We start from the raw sequence: 16,746 nt of genomic DNA, 5'->3' as shown, positions 1-16,746 counted from the left end.
GGAACGGCCCGCCCCCGGGACGTGGCCCGGAGGTTCGCTTACCACAGGTCGTCGCCCCCCTGCCGGTCGTTCTCCTCGGCGCCGAGTGCCTCGGCGAGGGCGTCGACGATGCCGCCGTCGAGCATGGTGTGCGCCTGGGTGTCCGTGGTGACGCCGAAACCGGAGTCGCCGACGGCCACGCTGACCGTGTACCGGCCGAGCAGCGAATAGGTGCGGAAGGACCACTCGCTGCCGGTGCCCGGTGTCCCGTCCGGGCGCCGTACCCCGGTGGGGGTGCCGTCGGTCTCGAAGCCGAAGTCGGTGAAGCGGAACTGCATGCCGAGCCCGATGGCCTTGCTGTAGGCCTCCTTCAGGGTCCACAGCCTGATCAGGGCCGGGTCGCGTTCCTCGGGCGCCATGGCCTCGATCAGCTCGGTCTCGCGGGGCGTGCACAGGTGCCGTCCCAGGCCCGCCCCGTACATCCGGCGGTCGGCGCGTTCGGCGTCCACGCCGATGACCGCGCCGGTGGCGAGGCCCACCAGGAGGAGGTCGTCGGTGTGGCTGAGGCTGATCTGCACCCCGTCGTAGCCGTGCAGGTACGGCCGTCCGGACGGGGTGTAGCCGAGTTCCACCGACTGCGGCGGCACGTGCAGGGCCGCCCCGGCGGCGTACTTCAGCAGCACCCGGGAGGAGGCGAAGCGGGTGCGCACCTCCGGGTGGGTCAGGTCCAGGTAGCGGCCCCAGTCCCGGCCGAGCAGGACGCGCAGCCGGGGCCCGCCGGCGCGTTCCGGACGCCAGTCGTCGAGGCGGGCGTAGAGGATCGCACTGGCGTGGGTGGCCAGATCACGCCGGACTCTGTTCCAGTCCCCGCGCGGTCCGGTGATCACGATCGGCTCCCCGAAGGCCCGGCCCGGGGACGCCTTCCCTGGAGCCGTCATCGAAGTCCTCCATGGTGTCTCGGAGATCGCTGAGCACGTCCGCGGCGGTGGCCCCGTCGATCACTCGGTGGTCGAAGGTCAGCCCGAGCCGCATGACCGGTGCGGGCTCGATCCGGCCGTCGCGTACCACGGGCCGGTCCAGGATGCGGCCCGCCGTCAGGGTGATGGCAGTGCCGCCGGCGGAGTGGAATCCGTCGACGGCACTGTGTCCCAGGGAGCTGACCGAGACGGTGCCGAAGATCCCGGGACGTCTGCGCGGATCGCGCAGTACGGCGGCGAAGGCGGCGCGGCCGAGCGGCACGGGCAGCCGGCCGAGCATGCGGACGCCTTTGAACTCTGGGAGTTCTACGGCCTGTTCGCCGCGGTAGCGGTCGACGCCGCGCTGGATCTCGGCGAGCGAGGCGTCCTCGAGTCCGTGCAACAGGGCGGACAGCACGGTGCGTTCGCCGTCCATGGTGCGGTCGAGGGCGAGTTTCGCGGTGACCGACTCGAAGCGGGTGATGCGCGGGGCGCGCAGCAGCGAGGGCCGGCCGGGGGCCAGGACCGCGTTGGCCTCCGGGTGCCGGGCCAGGGTGCGCCCGGCGGCATACAGCAGGTAACTCACCACGGAGTAGCGGGTGTCGCCCGCACGGGCGGCGGTCCGGTGCGCCTGGATCCGGGTCATGTCGACCTCGGTGTCCAGGTGCACGGGCCGCTGCCGTGCCGCCCACTCCAGGAAGTACAGGGTGTGGCGGCGGCGCCGTACGACGTGCGGGTGTGGGGCGGCGCTGTTCACGCGGGAACCGCCAGCTCGTAGATCTCCTTGAGGCTGCGGGCCTCCAATACCCTGCCGACCGGCACGGACCAGCCGCTGTCCTGTTCCATGGCGGTAACGAGCTTCAGCAGGTGCAGCGAGTCCCACTCGGGGAGTTCGTCGAAGTCCGCGCCGATCTGGTCGTCAGCCACGGGCAGGCCCAGCTCATCGCGGACAGTGTCGACGAAGTCGGCGAGGGTGTAGGTGAGTTGCCGGGTCATGTCCCCTCCAGGTTGTTGCTCGTGCCTTCTCCAGGCCTCGTGCCTGTCCCAGGACTCATGCCTTCTCCAGGGCGAAGCCGGCCTTGATCCACTTGCTGGACTCGACGGCGACCGCGAGCGCCTTCTGACCGGCCGTCATCTTCTCCAGGAGCCGTTCGATCTGCAGGAACGGCAGGGCGTTGCCGTTGTTGCCGGTCTCGGCAACGCAGGAGATCTCGGTGGCGCCCGGCACGTCGAGCTGTTCGGTGATCTTCCGGGTCATCCGGCCGGACAGCTGCGGCGGCAACAGGTAGTCGAGGTCGTCGACGGACCAGTCGAGCTCGCCGAGCAGCTCCCAGAGGATCTCCACGGCCATCACCGGGACCTGTTCCTCGATGGCCTTGTAGTCCTCGGTGAGGGCCTGGCGGTCGTCGTGGCGGTCGGCCAGGCCGAACCACTCGATCACCTGGCCGGGCTTGCGCCCCAGTCCGGTGAAACGGTTCAGCACATGCCGGAGGGCCACCTGCTCACCGCTCGGCTCGTCGCTGAGCACCGCCGCGCCTGCCCCGTCGCCGAACAGCACGTAGTTGACCAGGTCGCTGGGGGCCGCCTTGGTCAGGTCGCGGCCGGTGTCGAGGTGCTTGCTGCACACGTCCCCGCCGATGACCAGGCCGGTGCGGTACTCCCCCGACGTGATCAGGGTGCGCCCGAGGCTCAGCGCCTGCACGGCGCCCGCGCAGCCGGACTGGAGCTGGAAGGTGGGCACCTGGTCCAGGCCCAGCTGGTCGGTCACGTTGTTGACGGTGGCCGGCATCAGGGTGTCCGGGGTGGCGGTGCCCAGCACCACGAACTCGATGTCCTCCAGGGCGACTTCGGCGGCCCGCACCGCCCGGTCGGCGGCCATCGCGCACAGGTCGGCCAGCGACCAACGCACCTCGCCGGTGGCGAGGTCGCGGGCGAAGTGCCGGGTGCGGGTGCCGATGAAGACCTCGATCCACTCCTCGTTGGCACCGAGCACCCGGGCCAGTTCGGCGTTGCCGACCGGCTCGCCGGGCAGCGCGGTGCCGACGGACGACAGGTACACCTGCTTGTCGTTCATGCGGTCCTCTCCTCGGTGGGTGCGGTGGCGCAGTGCTCCCGCAGGAAGTCCACGAGGTCGCCGACCGAGGAGAGCCGGGGCAGCAGGTCCTGCACGGTCAGCGCCGCGAGCGCGGGCAGCCGCTCCTCGATCCGGTTCTTCAGCTCCATGACCATCACGGAGTCGAAGCCCAGGTCCTCGTAGAGGCGCAGATACGGGACGAGTTCGGCGGCCTCGTAGCCGCCGACCTGGCCGATGGCCCCCAGGACGACCTCGGCGACGGGGTCGGTGGGCGCCGGGCGCTCCAGGGTGAGCACCTCGGTGGCGGCCGGCCGGCTCTCCTCGGCGGAATCCCCTGCGATGCGCGGGAGTTCGGCCTCGGGCTCGTCGCGGCGGGCGCGGACGGGGCCGCCGCGGGCCCAGTAGCGGTGCTCGTCGCTGAAGACGTACGGCGCGAGCCGGTACGGCGTCCGCTCGCGCTCCTCGTACACGGCCTCCCACCTCGGTGTCAGACCGCCCCGGTACAGCTCGGCGAGCGCGTCCGCCAGATCCTGGCCGGCGGAGTCGGCGCCGCGCACCGGCGCCACGGCGGCCGGGCGGGTGCCCGAGGCGGACGGCGGGAGCTTGCGGGTGAGCGAGGAGAGCACCGGGGACGGGCCGACCTCGACGGTGTGCGTGGGGCCCGCCTCCAGCAGGGCGTGGGCGGCGTCCGCGAACAGCACCGGGCGGCGGATGTGCGCCACCCAGTAGTCGGCGTCCATCGGCTCGCCGTCCAGGACCCGGCCGAACAGCGTGGAGTACAGCGGGAGTTCGGGGATACCGCCACCGACCTCGCGGGCGATCTCGGCGAAGGAGTCGAGCATCGGCTCCATGAGGTGCGAGTGAAAGGCGTGCGAGACGCGCAGCATCCGGGTGCGCAGGTGGTCGTGGTCGAGCATCTTGTCGATGCGCTGCAGGGCCATGAGGTTGCCGGAGAGCACGGTGGCGCGCGGCCCGTTGACGACGGCGACGCCGACCTCGGGCTCGTCCGCGAGGTACGCTTGGAGCTCGTCGGGGCCGGCCAGGACGGCCAGCATGCCGCCGCCGTCCGGGAGTTGCTGCATCAGCTCGCCGCGGGCCGCGATCAGCCGGGCCGCCGCGTCCAGCGGGAACACGCCGGCCAGGCAGGCCGCCGCGTACTCGCCGACGCTGTGGCCGAGCAACAGGTCGGGCTGGACGCCGAGTTCGCCCAGGGTGCGGCCGAGGGCGTACCCGACGGCGAACAGGGCGGGCTGCGCCCAGCGGGTGAGGTGCACCGTTTCGTCACCGGTCAGAATCAGGTCGCGCACCGAGCGCCCGGTGTGCGGGAGCAGGGCGTCGTCGGCCTCGTCGAGGAAGCGTCGGTACAGCGGCGAGTCCTCGTACAGGCCGGCCGTCATGCGCGGGTACTGGGAGCCCTGGCCGGTGAAGAGGAACGCGGTGCGCGTCTTGCCGCCCACACCGGTGAGCCGGGCGAGCAGGTCGGGGTCGGCCGCGGCCGCCCTGAGCCGCTCGACGAGCGTCTCGGTGTCGGGTGCCGGGACCGCGAAGCGGTAGCGGTGCCCGGTCTTGACCCGGTGGGAGGCCCGGCCGACGGCACCGAGCGGGGCCCGGCGGGCGGCCAGGGCGTCGGCCTGCGCGGTCAGGTTGCGGCGCAGGGCCTGCGGGGACGGGGCGGTCAGGGTGAACAGCGCCGTGCCGATACCCGTGGGCTCGGCGTCCGAGGCGCTCGTCGGACGGGCCGCCTGGGGCGGTGCGGACTCCAGGACGGCGTGGGCGTTGGTGCCGCCCATGCCGAAGCTGCTGAGCCCGGCCAGGCTGGTGCCGCGAGGCAGCCGCAGCGGAGCCTTGAGCAGCGTCAACCCCTTCTTGCGCAGGGCGAGTTGCTCGTTCTCCTTAATCGCGAACCGGCTGGCGGGCACCGTGCGGTGGTGCAGCGCCAGGGCCACCTTGATGAGCCCGGCGATGCCGGCCGCCCCCTCGGTGTGGCCGAGGTTGCCCTTGACCGAGCCGAGCGCCATCGGCTTGCCCGTACGCCCGGCGTGGTGGTGGCCCAGCGCGGCGACCTCCATCATGTCGCCGAGCACGGTGCCGGTGCCGTGGCCCTCGGTGAAGGTGATCTCCTCGGGCTGGACACCGGCCCGCCGGTAGGCGGCCTCGATGACATCCTGCTGGGCCCAGCGGTTGGGCGCGGTGATGCCGTTGCTGCGGCCGTCCTGGTTGACTGCGGTGCCCCGGATGACGGCGTACACCTGCTGGCCGTCGGCGAGCGCGTCCTCCAGGCGGCGCAGTACGACGGCCCCGACGCCCTCGCCCCGGCCGATACCGTCGGCCTGGGCGCTGAACGGTTTGCAGCGGCCGTCGGGGGCGGACAGTCCGGCCTGGGTGTAGAAGATCGACAGGGCGGGGGTGAGGGCGACATTGACGCCGGCCGCGACGGCCTGGTCGCACTCCCCCGACAGCAGGGCGTTCGCGGCCAGGTGGACGGCGACCAGGGAGGACGAGCAGGCGGTGTCGACCGCGAGGCTCGGCCCCTTGAGGTCGAGGTGGTAGGAGATCCGGTTGGCGGTCATGCAGTAGCCGTTGCCGGAGCCGACCTGGGCGGTGACGTGATCGTAATCGGTGAGGTGGAGCTGGGCCCACTCGTTGCCCATGATGCCCACGAAGACGCCGGTCGCACTGCCGGTGAGCTCGTGCGGGGCCACTCCCGCGTCCTCCACCGCGCGCCAGGCGCACTGGAGCAGCAGCCGCTGCTGCGGGTCCATTGCGGCGGCCTCGCGGGGCGAGATGGTGAAGAACTCGTTGTCGAAGGCGTCGGGGTCGTCGATGAAGCCGCCCTGGGTGGTGTTGGAGCGTCCCTCGGCCGGGGTCGGCGAGTGGAACTCCTGGGCGGCCCACCGCTGTTCGGGGACCGTACTGATCCCGTCTCCGGAGCGCATCAGCAGGTCCCAGTAGGCGCCCGTGTCGGGCGCCCCCGGGAACCTGCAGTCGATGCCGACGATGGCGATACGGCGGTCCATCAGCCGGCAGCCGCCTCGGCGCCCAGGCTCTTGGCCAGGTGGGCGGCGAGCGCGGAGACGGTCGGGTAGTCCCAGGCGACCGTGGGTTCGAGGACGAGGTCGAAGTCCTCCTCGATGTCGCCGCACAGGCTGAGCGCGGCGACGGAGTCGAGCCCGTATTCGGCCAGTGGCACGGTCGGGACGATCTCGGCCGGGGTGCGCTTGAGGTAGAGGGCGATGCGGTCGGACAGCCACGTGGTCAGCTCTTCGGTGGTACGTCCGGCGGTGGGAACGGACATGTTGCGCTCCTCCAAGCGGTCAGAGGTCATCGGTCTTCTGGCACCATCGGCAAATCAGCCGGCCAGCGGGGCGTTGTACAGGTCGTAGCTGCGGGTCTCATGGAAGCGGGTCAGCACCTCCTCGTGCAGCCGCGTCTCGCAGGAGTCGGGCAGGTCGGGCAGCGGGTGGCCGAGCCTGCGGCCGAGCCGGTGCAGGGCGGCGGCCAGCCACGCCGGGTCGGCGAGGAAGGCGTCCTCGCCGCCCTGGGCCTGCTGCCAGACGCCGATCACCGAGGCGGCGGCGAGCACCACCGCGTACCGGTCGGCGAGAGCGAAGGTGGCCGGGCTGGCCAGGGCGGTGCGGTCCTGGGGGGCGAGGTGGAGGCTCTGTTCCTGGATCTGCCTGAGCTCATCCATGAGACGCAGGGCCGCTCCGTGCGCGGCCCGCTCCTCGGCGCTGCCGCTGGGCAGTTCGTCGACGGCCGCGACCAGCGATGCGCTCAGCCCGTCGTGGCCGCTGGCCAGGGTGAGCCGGTCGAAGGGGAGGTCCGGCAGGTCCTCGCGCAGCCGGAACACGGAGCCGGGCGCCGGGTCGTCGCTGAACCAGGAGCGCCGGGCCAGCCGGGACAGCTGCGGGATGATCGTGGCCTGGCAGGCGGCGGAGCCGGCGTGGCCGAGGCTGAGCACCGGCAGGTCGCGCACATGCTTCTGGAAGATCCCGAACTCGCCCTCGCGGACGTAGAACCGGGCGCCGAGCACGATCGACAAGTCGTACATGGCGTCGGTGAGCATCTTCGGCACCAGGTACTTGACCGCGGCGGCGTAGACGCTGGTCTCCTCCGGCAGGACGTGCACGGCGCGGGTCGCGGCCAGCGACAGGCTGTCGCTGATCAGCAGGTCGAGGAAGGTCGTCGACAGGGTGGCCTTCGCGTGCGGGATGTCCATGACGGACTTGCGATAGAGCTGCCGGCCGAGCGCGAAGCCGGTGACGGTGCGCAGGGCGGTGTCGGTGGCCCCGATGGCCATGCCGGGCACCGCGCTGCGGGTCATCTGGAAGGCGCGCAGGGCAAGTTCGACGCCCTTGCCCTCCTCGCCGACCAGCGCCTCGGCGGGCACCGGGCAGTCGTCGAAATCGAGGCCGGACAGATGGCAGCCGCGGACGCCGACGGCGTGATAGCGGGGCAGGACCCGGTAGCGGGAGGCGTCGACGCCCGCGCGTTCGGCGAGGACGACGGAGTGGCTGCGGCTGCCGGGGGCCGGGCTGGTGCGGCTGAACAGCACCCAGGCGGCGGCCCGGTCGGCGTTGTTGATGACCTGTTTGGCGCCGCGCAGGAGATAACCGCCGTCCACCGGACGGGCCTGGAACTCGTTGCGCACGAAGTCGTTGCCGTGCGCGAGCTCGTGGTAGGCGACGGACACCTTCTGCCCGTCCAGGAGCAGGTCGGCCAGGCGCCGCTGCTGCTGCTCGGTGCCCGAACTCCACACGTTGGTGGCCGCCATGAAGGAGGTCACGCCGTAGCCCAGGCCCAGGGCGATGTCGCGGCGGAAGACCTGCCGCATGACCCGGACCAGGGTGTCCAGGCGCTCCAGACGTCCGCCGAGCCGGTGAGGCACGAAGTCCGCATTGAGCACGAGCTCATCCAGCGCCCGCTCGCCTGCCTCGGACAGCTCGCCGCGCTCGTCGGCCTCCAGCAGCCTGGCGTACGACACCTCGCCGCGCTCGTCGGTGGGGTCGCCCAACCGCTTCTCCAGCTCGGCGATCCGGGCGACGACCCGGCCCTCCTGGCCGCCGGGCGGGTACGGGCCCGATCCGGCGGGCGCTTCGTGCGGCCCGGTGGCCGCGGCAGGGATCAGCATGGCGTCCTCTCAGTTCCTGACGGTGGTCGCTTCGGCGGCCGGCCGGTGCGACGCTCCCGGCAGCCGGTACGGGTGCAGCGAGAAGAGTTCGCCGGAGCGCCGGGTGGTGATCAGGTGGTCGACCAGTGCGTCGTACGCCTCCCCGTCCCCGGTGTCCGGCTCGCCCAGGCGGGCCAGGATCCGGTCCAGGGCGGCGCGCAGCCACAGTCCGTCCCGCCACAGGGCTTCGGTGCCGGTGCCGGCGAACAGGGACGCGCTGTGCGTCCACAGGCCGAGGCAGACCGCCGCGGTGTGGCAGAGGGTGTAGTGGCGGGCGGTGTCGAACGCGGCGGGCGGCACATCGCCGATCAGACCCTGCAGGCCTTCCATCTCGTCGTGCACACGGTCGGTGACGGCCGCGATCCGCCGGGCGGCCTCGGCGACCGGGACCAACTCGGGCCGCTGCTTGGCCAGTTCGCTCAGCAGGTCGACCGACTCATCGAGTCCGGCCAGGACTCCGCTGCCGTGCCGGGCCACCAGGGACAGCCGACCGGGCTGCAGCGGCGGCAGCGGCACGGAGAGGTCGTACGCCGCCCGTGCCCCGGCCGTGTCGCCCGTGCCGCGTCGCCGGCCGCGCACCAGCGAACGGAACTGGTTGACCAGCGAGTTGAGGTTGACCAGCGTGTTGCCGTCGAACAGGCCGACGATCCGGTGGTCGCGCTCGACCTTCTGGAACATGCCGCCCCTGTGGACGCCCTTGAGGAAGGCGCGGGCGCCGAGCAGCCGGGTCAGCCGGGCGAGGACGTTCTCGGTGCCGCTGGGCAGCTGGTACTTGGTGACCGCCGCGGTGATGCTCATCTCGTCGGTCTGGGTGTGCACCAGCCGGGCGGCGACGGTCGCCAGCGCCTCGTGCAGCAGCACGTCGGCTGCGGCCTCGCCCAACGTCCGCCGCGCCTGCGGGAGTTCGCCGAGCGTACGGCCGTACAGCTCGCGTTCCTGGGTGAAGTCCAGGGCGAGGCGCAGGCCGTGGTCGGCGGCGCCCAGCGAGAGCGCGGCGCACATGGTGCGGGTCACCTGCAGCGCCTTGAGGACGACCTCCAGGCCGGCGCCCTCGGCGCCGACCAGCGCTGAGCGGTCGGCGCGGGCCGCGTCGAAGGCGATGCCGGAGATGTCGGCGCCGCGGATGCCGTGCGTGTGCACCTTGGGCAGATGGCGGTACATGTCCTTGTCCAGCTCGCGCTTGTCGACGAGCAGGACGCTGAAGCCACGCGGGCCGCCGGCCGGGTCGGTGCGGGTCAGCAGCGACAGCACACTGCCCCGGGTGGCGTTGTTGATCAGCCACTTCTCCCCGCTGACCAGCCAGCCGTCCGCCCCGGCGACCCCGTGCACCTCGCCGGCGAGCAGGTCGCTGCCGTGCGCGCGTTCGGTCAGTCCGAGGGAGACCGGCACCCCGGCCTGGATGTCCGCGCCCAGCCGGGCGGCTTGCTCCGGGGTACCCGCCACCCACACGCACACGGCGCCGAGGTAGGTCTTGCCGTGCCCGACCGCCACGGTGAGGTCTCGGCGGGCGACCGCCCGCATCAGGTGCAGCAGCCGCTCGTAGTCGGGCAGTCGGCCGCCGTGCTCCACGGGCACGTAGTAGGCGGGCAGTCCCCAGTCGTCGAGGCGGCGGCAGATCTCGGCGGGGAACTCCTCCCGCTCGTCCAGTTCCAGGCAGCGGGCGTGCGAGAACCAGCCGCTCGGATCGTCGGGATCGCCGAGGAACCCGTCCAGTTCCTCGGCACCGCGGTGTGCAGGCTCCCGCATGTCAGACCGCCGCCTGGACCAGGGAGGTGCCGGTGGCGTCGGCGACGATCTCGCGGACGGCCGGTTCGAGCACCTCGTACAGCGGGGTGAGCGCGCCCTGCAGGAACAGCTTGCGCATCAGGGTGCGCTGGATCTTGCCGCTGGTGGTCTTGCGCACGGTGCCGGGCCGCACCAGGATCACGTTGCCGGCGGGGATGTTGAGCTCCTGGCCGAGCATCCGCTGGATGCGGGTGGCGACCTCCCTGAGGTCGGTGCCGACCGCGCTCATGCGCACCTCTTGGACGACGACCACGTGCTCCCGGTCGGTCTCCACGGTGAACACCGCGCCGGAGCCGATGCCGAGCGCCTTGTCGGTGGACTGCACGGCCCGCTCGACGTCCTGCGGGTAGAGGTTGCGTCCGGCGAAGATGATCAGTTCCTTCAGCCGGCCGGTGACATAGAGCTCGCCGGCCTCCAGGGCGCCCAGGTCGCCGGTGCGCAGCCAGCCGCCCCCGTCCTCACCGCCCTTGCCGTCGGTGATGTGCGCGTCGAAGATCTCGGTGTTGGTCAGGGGGCGCTTCCAGTAACCGGAGGCCACGCTGTCGCCCTTGACCCAGATCTCACCGACGGCGCCCTCGGGCCGCTCGCGCCGGGTCTCCGGGTCGACGATCTTCACGGTGAAGTCCTGGACGACACCGCTGCTGACCAGGGTGCGCACGGGGGCGTCGGGGCCCTGCGGGTCGGTGATCGTGCCCTGTTCCAGCGCCTCGGGGTCGGCGGTGCGCACGACGGGGCGGACGCCGCGCCGGGTGCCGGAGACCAGCAGGGTCGTCTCCGCCATGCCGTAGCAGGGGAAGAAGGCCTCGGGCCGGAAGCCGGCCGGGGCGAACCGCTCGCTGAACGCCTTGATGGTCTCCGCGCGCACCGGCTCGGCGCCGTTGCCCGCGACCTGCCAGCCGGACAGGTCGAGTTCGGCGAGCTGTTCGTCGGTGACCCGGCGGGTGCACAGGTCGTAGGCGAAGTTGGGGCCGCCGCCCATGGTGGCGCCGTACTCGCCGAAGATCTTCAGCCAGCGGGCGGGGCGGCGCAGGAAGGACACCGGAGACAGCAGCACGGCGGAGCCGCCGGTGTAGAGGGGGTGTAGGACGTGCCCGATCAGGCCCATGTCGTGGTAGAAGGGCAGCCAGCCGCCGAACCGGTCGCTCGAGGTGGAACCGGAGGCGTGCTGGATCGCAGCCTCGTTGGCCAGTAGGTTGCCGTGCGAGACCATCACGCCCTTGGGATCGTTGGTCGAGCCGGAGGTGTACTGCAGGAACGCCAGGTGCTCCGGGGTCAGGTCCGGCACGGTGTACGCGGCCGGGTCCCCGTACTCCCCCGTGTCGGTGGCCAGGCACAGCACGTCCGTCCTGCCCTCGGAGGCCAGCCAGGCGGAGATCTCCGGGGCGGCCGAGGAGTCGGTGAGCACCGCGCGGACCTCGGCGTCGTGCAGGATGCCGGAGACCCGCGTGAAGTGCTGGCCCTGTTCGGTGGGCAGCGGGGCGGGTACGGCGACGGAGCCGGCGTAGAGGCAGCCGATGAACGCCTTGATGAAAGCCGTGCCCGACGGGTACAGCAGCAGCACCTGGCCGCCGCCCGCGCCGTTGGCCTGCAGCCAGGAGGCGATGCGGCGGGCGTCCTGGTCGAGCCCTGCGTACGACAGGTGCTCGGGCACCGATCCCTTGGCATCGTCCGGCAGGAAGATGAAGGCGTCCTCGGCACCGAGCTCGGCGGCACGGTCCAGGACCAGTTCCGTGAAGGTTCGGAAGCTTGTCAACGTCTTTGCCTGACCTCTCCGAGATCCGCGGCTTGGCGCCGGCGATGGCTTGCTGGGACACCGTCGATCCTGGTTCGCCCCGCTAAGGCCTCGCTTGCGCTCGCCGGCCGCCCCGGAACCGGAAGCGCACATGGGCCTGCCGTCCGCGACGGGGGATTCGCGGACGGCAGGCACTTGGGGGGTGGCTCGGTAACGTGTCCGGTTACGAGTCGAAGGTCGCGTCAAGCGTCACATGCGGTGGGACGGGCGGGAGTTGGGTGAGGTCGTGCCGGAAGTCGAGTACTCCGTCGGCGCCTTCGGCGACCGTCTCGAAGCCGAGCGACGGGTAGAAGTCACGGACCTTGTGGTTCTTGGCCGTTGGTCGGTACGACGCCCAGGCTGCCGTCGCGCCGGCGGTGCGGGCGTGGGCGAGGAGGGCGCCGAGGGCCGCCTGTTCGATGCCGCGGGCGAAGACCCGGCAGCTGAGCAGGACGTTGTCGATGCGCAACCCGTCGTCGGTGCACTCGGCGAACACCGCGCCGACGACGCCGTTGTCGCCGAAGCGGTCCTGGGAGCGCACCGCGAGCACCAGGTGGCGCGGCGAGTCCAGCAGCCGGCGTACGTCGTCGGGCTGAAGCCTGCGGGTGGTGAGGTTGAACTGGTTGGTGCGCAGGGTGATCTGGGAGATCCGGGGGATGTCCGGCTCCGTGACGGCAGCGACGGTGACGCGGACGTCCAGGGCCTGCAGGTACTCCTCCATCGTGGCCGCCGTATCCAGCAGTTCCCGGCGTCCGGCGTCCGCCCGGTACTGTCCGGCGCGCTGCCGGTCGGCCTCGGTCAGCTCGCGGGTGTCGAACCAGCCGTCGGCCAGCAGCCGGTCGATGTGCAGGGCGGGTTCCTCGTCCAGGCGGACCACGGCGACCTCGGGGACACCGCTGGCGACGAGCCCGCACTCGAAGGGCGAGTCGTCGGCGAAGACGAGGCTGTCGATGCCGAGATTGAGTCGGGCGGCGATGTCGCGCAGATTTCCGTCCTTGGGACGCCAGTTGGCGGTGACGGCGACGAAGTCCTCGGGCCGCAGCACCATGTCAGGGTGGTCGGCGAGGACCCGCTCGACCGGTTCCTGGTCGTTCTTGCTGCACACTGCGAGCAGGACGCCCTGCGAGCCGAGTTGTTTGACCACGCGCTGGAAGGCGGCGAAGGCCTCGCCCCGGTAGGTGCCGGACAGCGCGATGCCGTCCGGGCCGTCGTCGCCGAGGATGCCGTCCCACAGGGTGTTGTCGAGGTCGACGACCAGCACCTTCTTGGTGCGGCCGCGCACCGCCCGGGCCAGGTGGGCGACCTCGCGGGCGTACCGGCCGAGCAGTTCGGAGCCGAGGTGCTCCTTGGTGTAGACGGCGAGCCTGGTGTCGCGGACCGGCCCCGACTCGGCGACGAGGGGTTCCAGGTCAACGACGTGCACCCGGGGGTGGTCGAGCGCGAGGCGCAGCAGGCCGGTGTTGAACTCTCGCCACAGCACGGACAGTTCGGTGCGGGAGCGGTGGTCGACCAGCTGGCGGAGCTGGGTGGTGAGCAGGGGCAGGGTGTTGAGGACGAGGGTGCCCGAGGCCTCGGCGACGTAGGCCTCGACGAGTCGTGTGATCAGCTTCAGCTTGGCCCCGATCGCCTCGGCTGCGTCCGACACCCGCCAGGGCAGGGGGAGTTCGTCGAGGACGTGCGCGGAGTCGAGCACGATCAGCGACAGGTCGGTGTCCTTGGCGTACAGCGGACTGGAGGTGTCCTGCAGGTCGCGCCGCCAGGAGTCGTGGTCGCCGAGCACGGCCCTGAGCGGGATGCCGTGCCGCGCCAGTTCGGCGGTGAGCGGTCCGGTGAGCACGTCCAGGGTGCCGTGGCCCGAGACGGTGACGGTCAGCGGGGTCGCGTCGGGATGGTGGTGCCGGATCTCATCGGGATCGACGCGGGCGAGCAGCCTGCCGACACGGCCCAGGTCGGCCATCGCGTCGGGACCGTGCGCCAGCGCGCCGAACAGGCCGGGCAGCACGGAGAACTCGGCAGCCAGCCGTCCGCTCCGATGCAGCATCCGGACCCGGTCCAGCGCCTCGGTCCGGTCGGCCGACCCGCTCCTGGTCGTTGTGGGTGCGGTCACGAGCTCTTCCTCACTTCAGCGTCCCTTCGCTTGCGTCAGGTCGGTCGGCGAGGCGTGTGCAGGACGTCGGCCGGTGTCCTACGCCACCGGCGCCCCGACCGGCCCTGCCGATCGGGTGCCGTGCAGGCGGGACTTGGTACGGCGTCGCAGGCGTGGGCCGACCAGTCGGTACAGCAGTCGTACCGGTCCGGGCAGGCGACCGAGGAACTCGGTGTGCCGGTCGGGGCCGGCTGCCTCGCCCAACGCGGCGAGCATGTACAGGCGGTGGGTCTTGGGTACGGCGGCCCGGCCGCGCTCGCTGAGGACCGCCCATTCCTCGGCGGTGAAGCAGCCGGGAACGAGCGGCAGGATGTGCTCCTCCTCGTCGCCGAGGTGGGCGTCGAGCGCGGGCAGCAGGCCGTCGAGTGCGTCGGCGAGGGCGTCCCGCAGGGCGGGGTCGGCGCCGGCGCGCCAGGCGGGCAGCAGCTGCTCCACGCGGCCGAGGACGTCGGCGATCCGCTCGTGCTGTTCCTCCATGCGGGCGGTGAGCGCGGGCTCGATCGCCGGGTCGTCCTTCAGCCGCGGCCAGACCAGCTCGTCCTCGGCCAGGTGATGCTCCGTCAGCATGGCCCCGAGCGCGGCGAGATGGTCCGCCACCACGGCACCGCGCGCGGTGTCCCCGGCGGCGACGCCGCGCACCAGCCCGACCGACGCTCGGTACTCCTGTGTGAAGAGCCGGTGCACCACCACCATCTCGCCGGTGTCCGGCAGCGCTTCCCGCCCGTTCCTGGCCGACATCAGCCTCACCCTGGCCTTCGTGATCGGTTGCTGCGACCGGATCCTGTCCGGCCGCTCTAAAGCGGCTCTTGCGCCGCGTACCGCCATCAGCATTTCGCTACGTGCGTTTCGTTATTCAGGATAGGAATCGCCCCTCCATTACGCAACGGCAGTTTCGTAATTGGCCGGTTCCCTGTGCCGGTTCCCTGCATCGACTCCCGAGCGCCCGCTAAAGCGTCACTAGCGCCAAAAGTCCTGGTAGGTGCGGTTGTTCGAGCCTCTCGGCTAGCGTGGCCGGACAACGCCTCGGGAAGGACCTCGCATGCGTCGCATCTCGTCAACCGTGCACATCTCCGCGCCGACCGACCAAGTATGGGCGGTCCTGTCCGACTTCGAACGATTCCACGAGTGGAACCCCTTCCTCGTCGAAGCCGCCGGGCGGGCCGCGCCCGGGGCCCGGCTGACCCTGCGCTTCCGACTGCCGGGAAACGGACGGGAGATGGTCTTCCGGCCCACCGTGCTGCACAGCGAGCCGGGCCGACTACTGTGCTGGCGCGGCCGGTTGGGCGTGCCCGGCATCTTCGACGGAGTGCACAGCTTCGAACTGACGGAGCGCGACGGCGGCACACAGGTGCTGCAGAGCGAGTGCTTCAGCGGGTTGCTGGTGCCGTTCTCCGGTGCGGTCATCACCCCGTCGGAGAAGGGTTTCCAGGACCTGACCGACGCGCTGAAGAAGCGGGTGGAGTCCGTCACCGCGCTGCAAGGGGAGCTTTAGGCCGCGATCCCACGATCGACCGACCATGACTCCGCTGGAGAGGCAGCATGACGATGACAGCAGAGCTGACCGCACAGGTGTGCGTGGTGGGAGGGGGTCCGGCCGGGCTCACGCTCGCCGTGGAGCTCGCCAAGCGTTCCGTTTCGGTGGTGGTTCTGGAGCAGAGCGGGCACTTCAACCGGTCGTTCCGGGGCGAGTCCGTCTCCCCTGACTCGGTGTGGATGCTGGACCGGCTCGGACTACTCGACCGGCTCGAGGGGACGTACGTCCAGATGCACCACATGGAGATCGTCGACGCCGGCAGCGTCGTGCTCAGGGCCGACCTCTCCCAGTTCCCCTACCCGCACCCCTACCCCGTGGAACTGCCGCAGCCGGCCCTGCTGTCCGCCCTCGCCGAGGCCGGGCGGGAACATCCGGGCTTCACGCTCCGTCAGTCCGCCACTGCCGTGGGGCTGCTCCGCGAGAAGGGCGAGGACGGCCCGGTGACAGGCGTGCGCGCCCGCACTCCCGACGGTGAGATCACCGTACGGGCCGCTGTGACGGTGGCGGCCGACGGACGGTTCAGCAAGGTCCGGGAGCTGTCCAAACTGCCCTACCAGAAGCTGCCGTTGGACCGGGACGTCATCTGGCTGCGGCTCCCGTTCCCGAAGGAGTGGGACGGCCACACCTACCGCATCCGCATCCGAGGCGGCGAGCACGGGCTGTTCATCCCCACCCATCCGGACAGCGTCCGGGTGGGCCTCAACATCCCCAAGGGCGGGCTGAAGGACCTGCGTGCCCAGGGGCTGGGCGCGCTCCACGAGCGTCTGGACCGGCTCGCGCCCGAGCTGTCGGACGCGGTACGGGACACCGTGCGGGCTTGGTCGGACACCTCGATGCTGGACATCTTCACCACGGTCGTGCCCCGTTGGTCGACAGGCGGTCTGATCCTCATGGGGGACGCCGCGCACACGCTGACGCCGATCCTCGGCCAGGGCGTCAACCACGCGATCATCGACGCCGTCACCCTGGCGCCGCTGGTGGAGCGGGCGCTTACCGCCGGCGGCGGTCCGGACCGGCTGGCGCAGGCCGGGGAGGCCTTCCAGAGCGCACGGGAGGAGTCCGTACACCGCTCCCGCGCCCTGCAGCTGCGCCAGGAGCGGCTGTTCGCGCTCGAGGGACGGCTCGGCGGCGTCTTCCGCCGCTCCCTCTACCGGATCATGGACCGCAACTTCGCGCTGCAGCAGCGGGTACTGTCGCGGGCGTACTTCCAGGTGCAGCAGCCGGGTCCCCGGGTGGCCCGGCGGATGGTGGAGGAGCCCGCTCCGCGCGCCTGAGTCACGCGCACTGAACGCGCCGACGCCCGGATCCCGCCGAGGGATCCGGGCGTCGGG

13 protein-coding genes are annotated in these 16,746 nt (G+C 71.6%); 2 read left to right on the top strand and 11 right to left on the bottom strand.

What is annotated here, in order from left to right; translation table 11 throughout:
* Nucleotides 1-38: 38 nt before the first annotated feature.
* The 11 genes from Q2K21_RS15375 to Q2K21_RS15325 form a co-directional block, all read right to left on the bottom strand.
* Nucleotides 39-917: a 4'-phosphopantetheinyl transferase family protein gene (locus Q2K21_RS15375; protein ID WP_310771038.1), complete on the bottom strand. Its 879-nt coding sequence runs from the start codon at nucleotides 915-917 to the stop codon at nucleotides 39-41.
* On the bottom strand, nucleotides 823-1,692 hold the full coding sequence (locus Q2K21_RS15370; RefSeq protein WP_310771036.1) for a 2-oxo acid dehydrogenase subunit E2: 870 nt from the start codon (nucleotides 1,690-1,692) through the stop codon (nucleotides 823-825). Before Q2K21_RS15370 ends, Q2K21_RS15375 begins: the two co-directional genes overlap by 95 nt.
* Nucleotides 1,689-1,931, bottom strand: a complete 243-nt coding sequence (locus Q2K21_RS15365) for an acyl carrier protein (RefSeq protein ID WP_310771034.1) — start codon at nucleotides 1,929-1,931, stop codon at nucleotides 1,689-1,691. The genes Q2K21_RS15370 and Q2K21_RS15365 overlap by 4 nt, the downstream gene beginning before the upstream one ends.
* 55 nt (nucleotides 1,932-1,986) lie before the next feature.
* Nucleotides 1,987-3,009 (bottom strand): 3-oxoacyl-ACP synthase III family protein, encoded by a 1,023-nt coding sequence (locus Q2K21_RS15360; RefSeq protein ID WP_310771032.1) that lies wholly within the window; start codon nucleotides 3,007-3,009, stop codon nucleotides 1,987-1,989.
* Nucleotides 3,006-6,026 carry a type I polyketide synthase gene (locus tag Q2K21_RS15355; protein WP_310771029.1) on the bottom strand — a complete coding sequence of 1,007 codons (3,021 nt, stop codon included), beginning with the start codon at nucleotides 6,024-6,026 and terminating at the stop codon, nucleotides 3,006-3,008. The genes Q2K21_RS15360 and Q2K21_RS15355 overlap by 4 nt, the downstream gene beginning before the upstream one ends.
* The gene (locus Q2K21_RS15350) at nucleotides 6,026-6,304 is read right to left on the bottom strand and encodes an acyl carrier protein (RefSeq protein ID WP_310771027.1); all 279 of its coding nucleotides are present in this window, start codon (nucleotides 6,302-6,304) and stop codon (nucleotides 6,026-6,028) included. The genes Q2K21_RS15355 and Q2K21_RS15350 overlap by 1 nt, the downstream gene beginning before the upstream one ends.
* A gap of 54 nt (nucleotides 6,305-6,358) precedes the next feature.
* Nucleotides 6,359-8,140, bottom strand: coding sequence for an acyl-CoA dehydrogenase (locus tag Q2K21_RS15345; protein WP_310771025.1), 1,782 nt, complete (start codon nucleotides 8,138-8,140; stop codon nucleotides 6,359-6,361).
* A 9-nt stretch (nucleotides 8,141-8,149) separates the two neighbouring features.
* Complete coding sequence (locus Q2K21_RS15340) at nucleotides 8,150-9,925, bottom strand: acyl-CoA dehydrogenase family protein (RefSeq protein WP_310771023.1); 1,776 nt, start codon at nucleotides 9,923-9,925, stop codon at nucleotides 8,150-8,152.
* Nucleotide 9,926: 1 nt separating this feature from the next.
* Nucleotides 9,927-11,717 (bottom strand): fatty acyl-AMP ligase, encoded by a 1,791-nt coding sequence (locus tag Q2K21_RS15335; RefSeq protein ID WP_310771021.1) that lies wholly within the window; start codon nucleotides 11,715-11,717, stop codon nucleotides 9,927-9,929.
* A 202-nt stretch (nucleotides 11,718-11,919) separates the two neighbouring features.
* Nucleotides 11,920-13,776: an HAD-IIIC family phosphatase gene (locus Q2K21_RS15330; protein WP_386276001.1), complete on the bottom strand. Its 1,857-nt coding sequence runs from the start codon at nucleotides 13,774-13,776 to the stop codon at nucleotides 11,920-11,922.
* A 144-nt stretch (nucleotides 13,777-13,920) separates the two neighbouring features.
* Entirely contained in the window at nucleotides 13,921-14,619 is a 699-nt protein-coding gene (locus tag Q2K21_RS15325; RefSeq protein ID WP_310771017.1) for a hemerythrin domain-containing protein, read from the bottom strand.
* A gap of 301 nt (nucleotides 14,620-14,920) precedes the next feature.
* On the opposite strand from Q2K21_RS15325, the gene Q2K21_RS15320 reads away from it, so the two are divergent.
* Both Q2K21_RS15320 and Q2K21_RS15315 read left to right on the top strand, forming a co-directional pair.
* Nucleotides 14,921-15,373, top strand: coding sequence for an SRPBCC domain-containing protein (locus Q2K21_RS15320; RefSeq protein WP_310771015.1), 453 nt, complete (start codon nucleotides 14,921-14,923; stop codon nucleotides 15,371-15,373).
* Nucleotides 15,374-15,420: 47 nt separating this feature from the next.
* Nucleotides 15,421-16,689, top strand: a complete 1,269-nt coding sequence (locus Q2K21_RS15315; RefSeq protein WP_310771012.1) for an FAD-dependent oxidoreductase — start codon at nucleotides 15,421-15,423, stop codon at nucleotides 16,687-16,689.
* The last annotated feature ends 57 nt before the right edge of the window (nucleotides 16,690-16,746 follow it).

Origin of the sequence: Streptomyces sp. CGMCC 4.7035, from assembly GCF_031583065.1 — a bacterium.
Classification (GTDB): Bacteria; Actinomycetota; Actinomycetes; order Streptomycetales; family Streptomycetaceae; genus Streptomyces; species Streptomyces yaanensis.
The sequence above is the reverse complement of the archived record's forward strand: the minus strand, read 5'-3'. Positions and strand labels throughout refer to the sequence as shown.

What these genes read in the sequence shown, in the direction of transcription:
- Q2K21_RS15375 (WP_310771038.1), bottom strand. Translation starts at nt 917, where the DNA reads ATGACGGCTCCAGGGAAGGCGTCCCCGGGCCGGGCCTTCGGGGAGCCG.
- Q2K21_RS15365 (WP_310771034.1), bottom strand. Translation starts at nt 1,931, where the DNA reads ATGACCCGGCAACTCACCTACACCCTCGCCGACTTCGTCGACACTGTC.
- Q2K21_RS15360 (WP_310771032.1), bottom strand. Translation starts at nt 3,009, where the DNA reads ATGAACGACAAGCAGGTGTACCTGTCGTCCGTCGGCACCGCGCTGCCC.
- Q2K21_RS15355 (WP_310771029.1), bottom strand. Translation starts at nt 6,026, where the DNA reads ATGGACCGCCGTATCGCCATCGTCGGCATCGACTGCAGGTTCCCGGGG.
- Q2K21_RS15350 (WP_310771027.1), bottom strand. Translation starts at nt 6,304, where the DNA reads ATGTCCGTTCCCACCGCCGGACGTACCACCGAAGAGCTGACCACGTGG.
- Q2K21_RS15345 (WP_310771025.1), bottom strand. Translation starts at nt 8,140, where the DNA reads ATGCTGATCCCTGCCGCGGCCACCGGGCCGCACGAAGCGCCCGCCGGA.
- Q2K21_RS15340 (WP_310771023.1), bottom strand. Translation starts at nt 9,925, where the DNA reads ATGCGGGAGCCTGCACACCGCGGTGCCGAGGAACTGGACGGGTTCCTC.
- Q2K21_RS15330 (WP_386276001.1), bottom strand. Translation starts at nt 13,776, where the DNA reads ATGCTGCATCGGAGCGGACGGCTGGCTGCCGAGTTCTCCGTGCTGCCC.
- Q2K21_RS15325 (WP_310771017.1), bottom strand. Translation starts at nt 14,619, where the DNA reads ATGTCGGCCAGGAACGGGCGGGAAGCGCTGCCGGACACCGGCGAGATG.
- Q2K21_RS15320 (WP_310771015.1), top strand. Translation starts at nt 14,921, where the DNA reads ATGCGTCGCATCTCGTCAACCGTGCACATCTCCGCGCCGACCGACCAA.
- Q2K21_RS15315 (WP_310771012.1), top strand. Translation starts at nt 15,421, where the DNA reads ATGACGATGACAGCAGAGCTGACCGCACAGGTGTGCGTGGTGGGAGGG.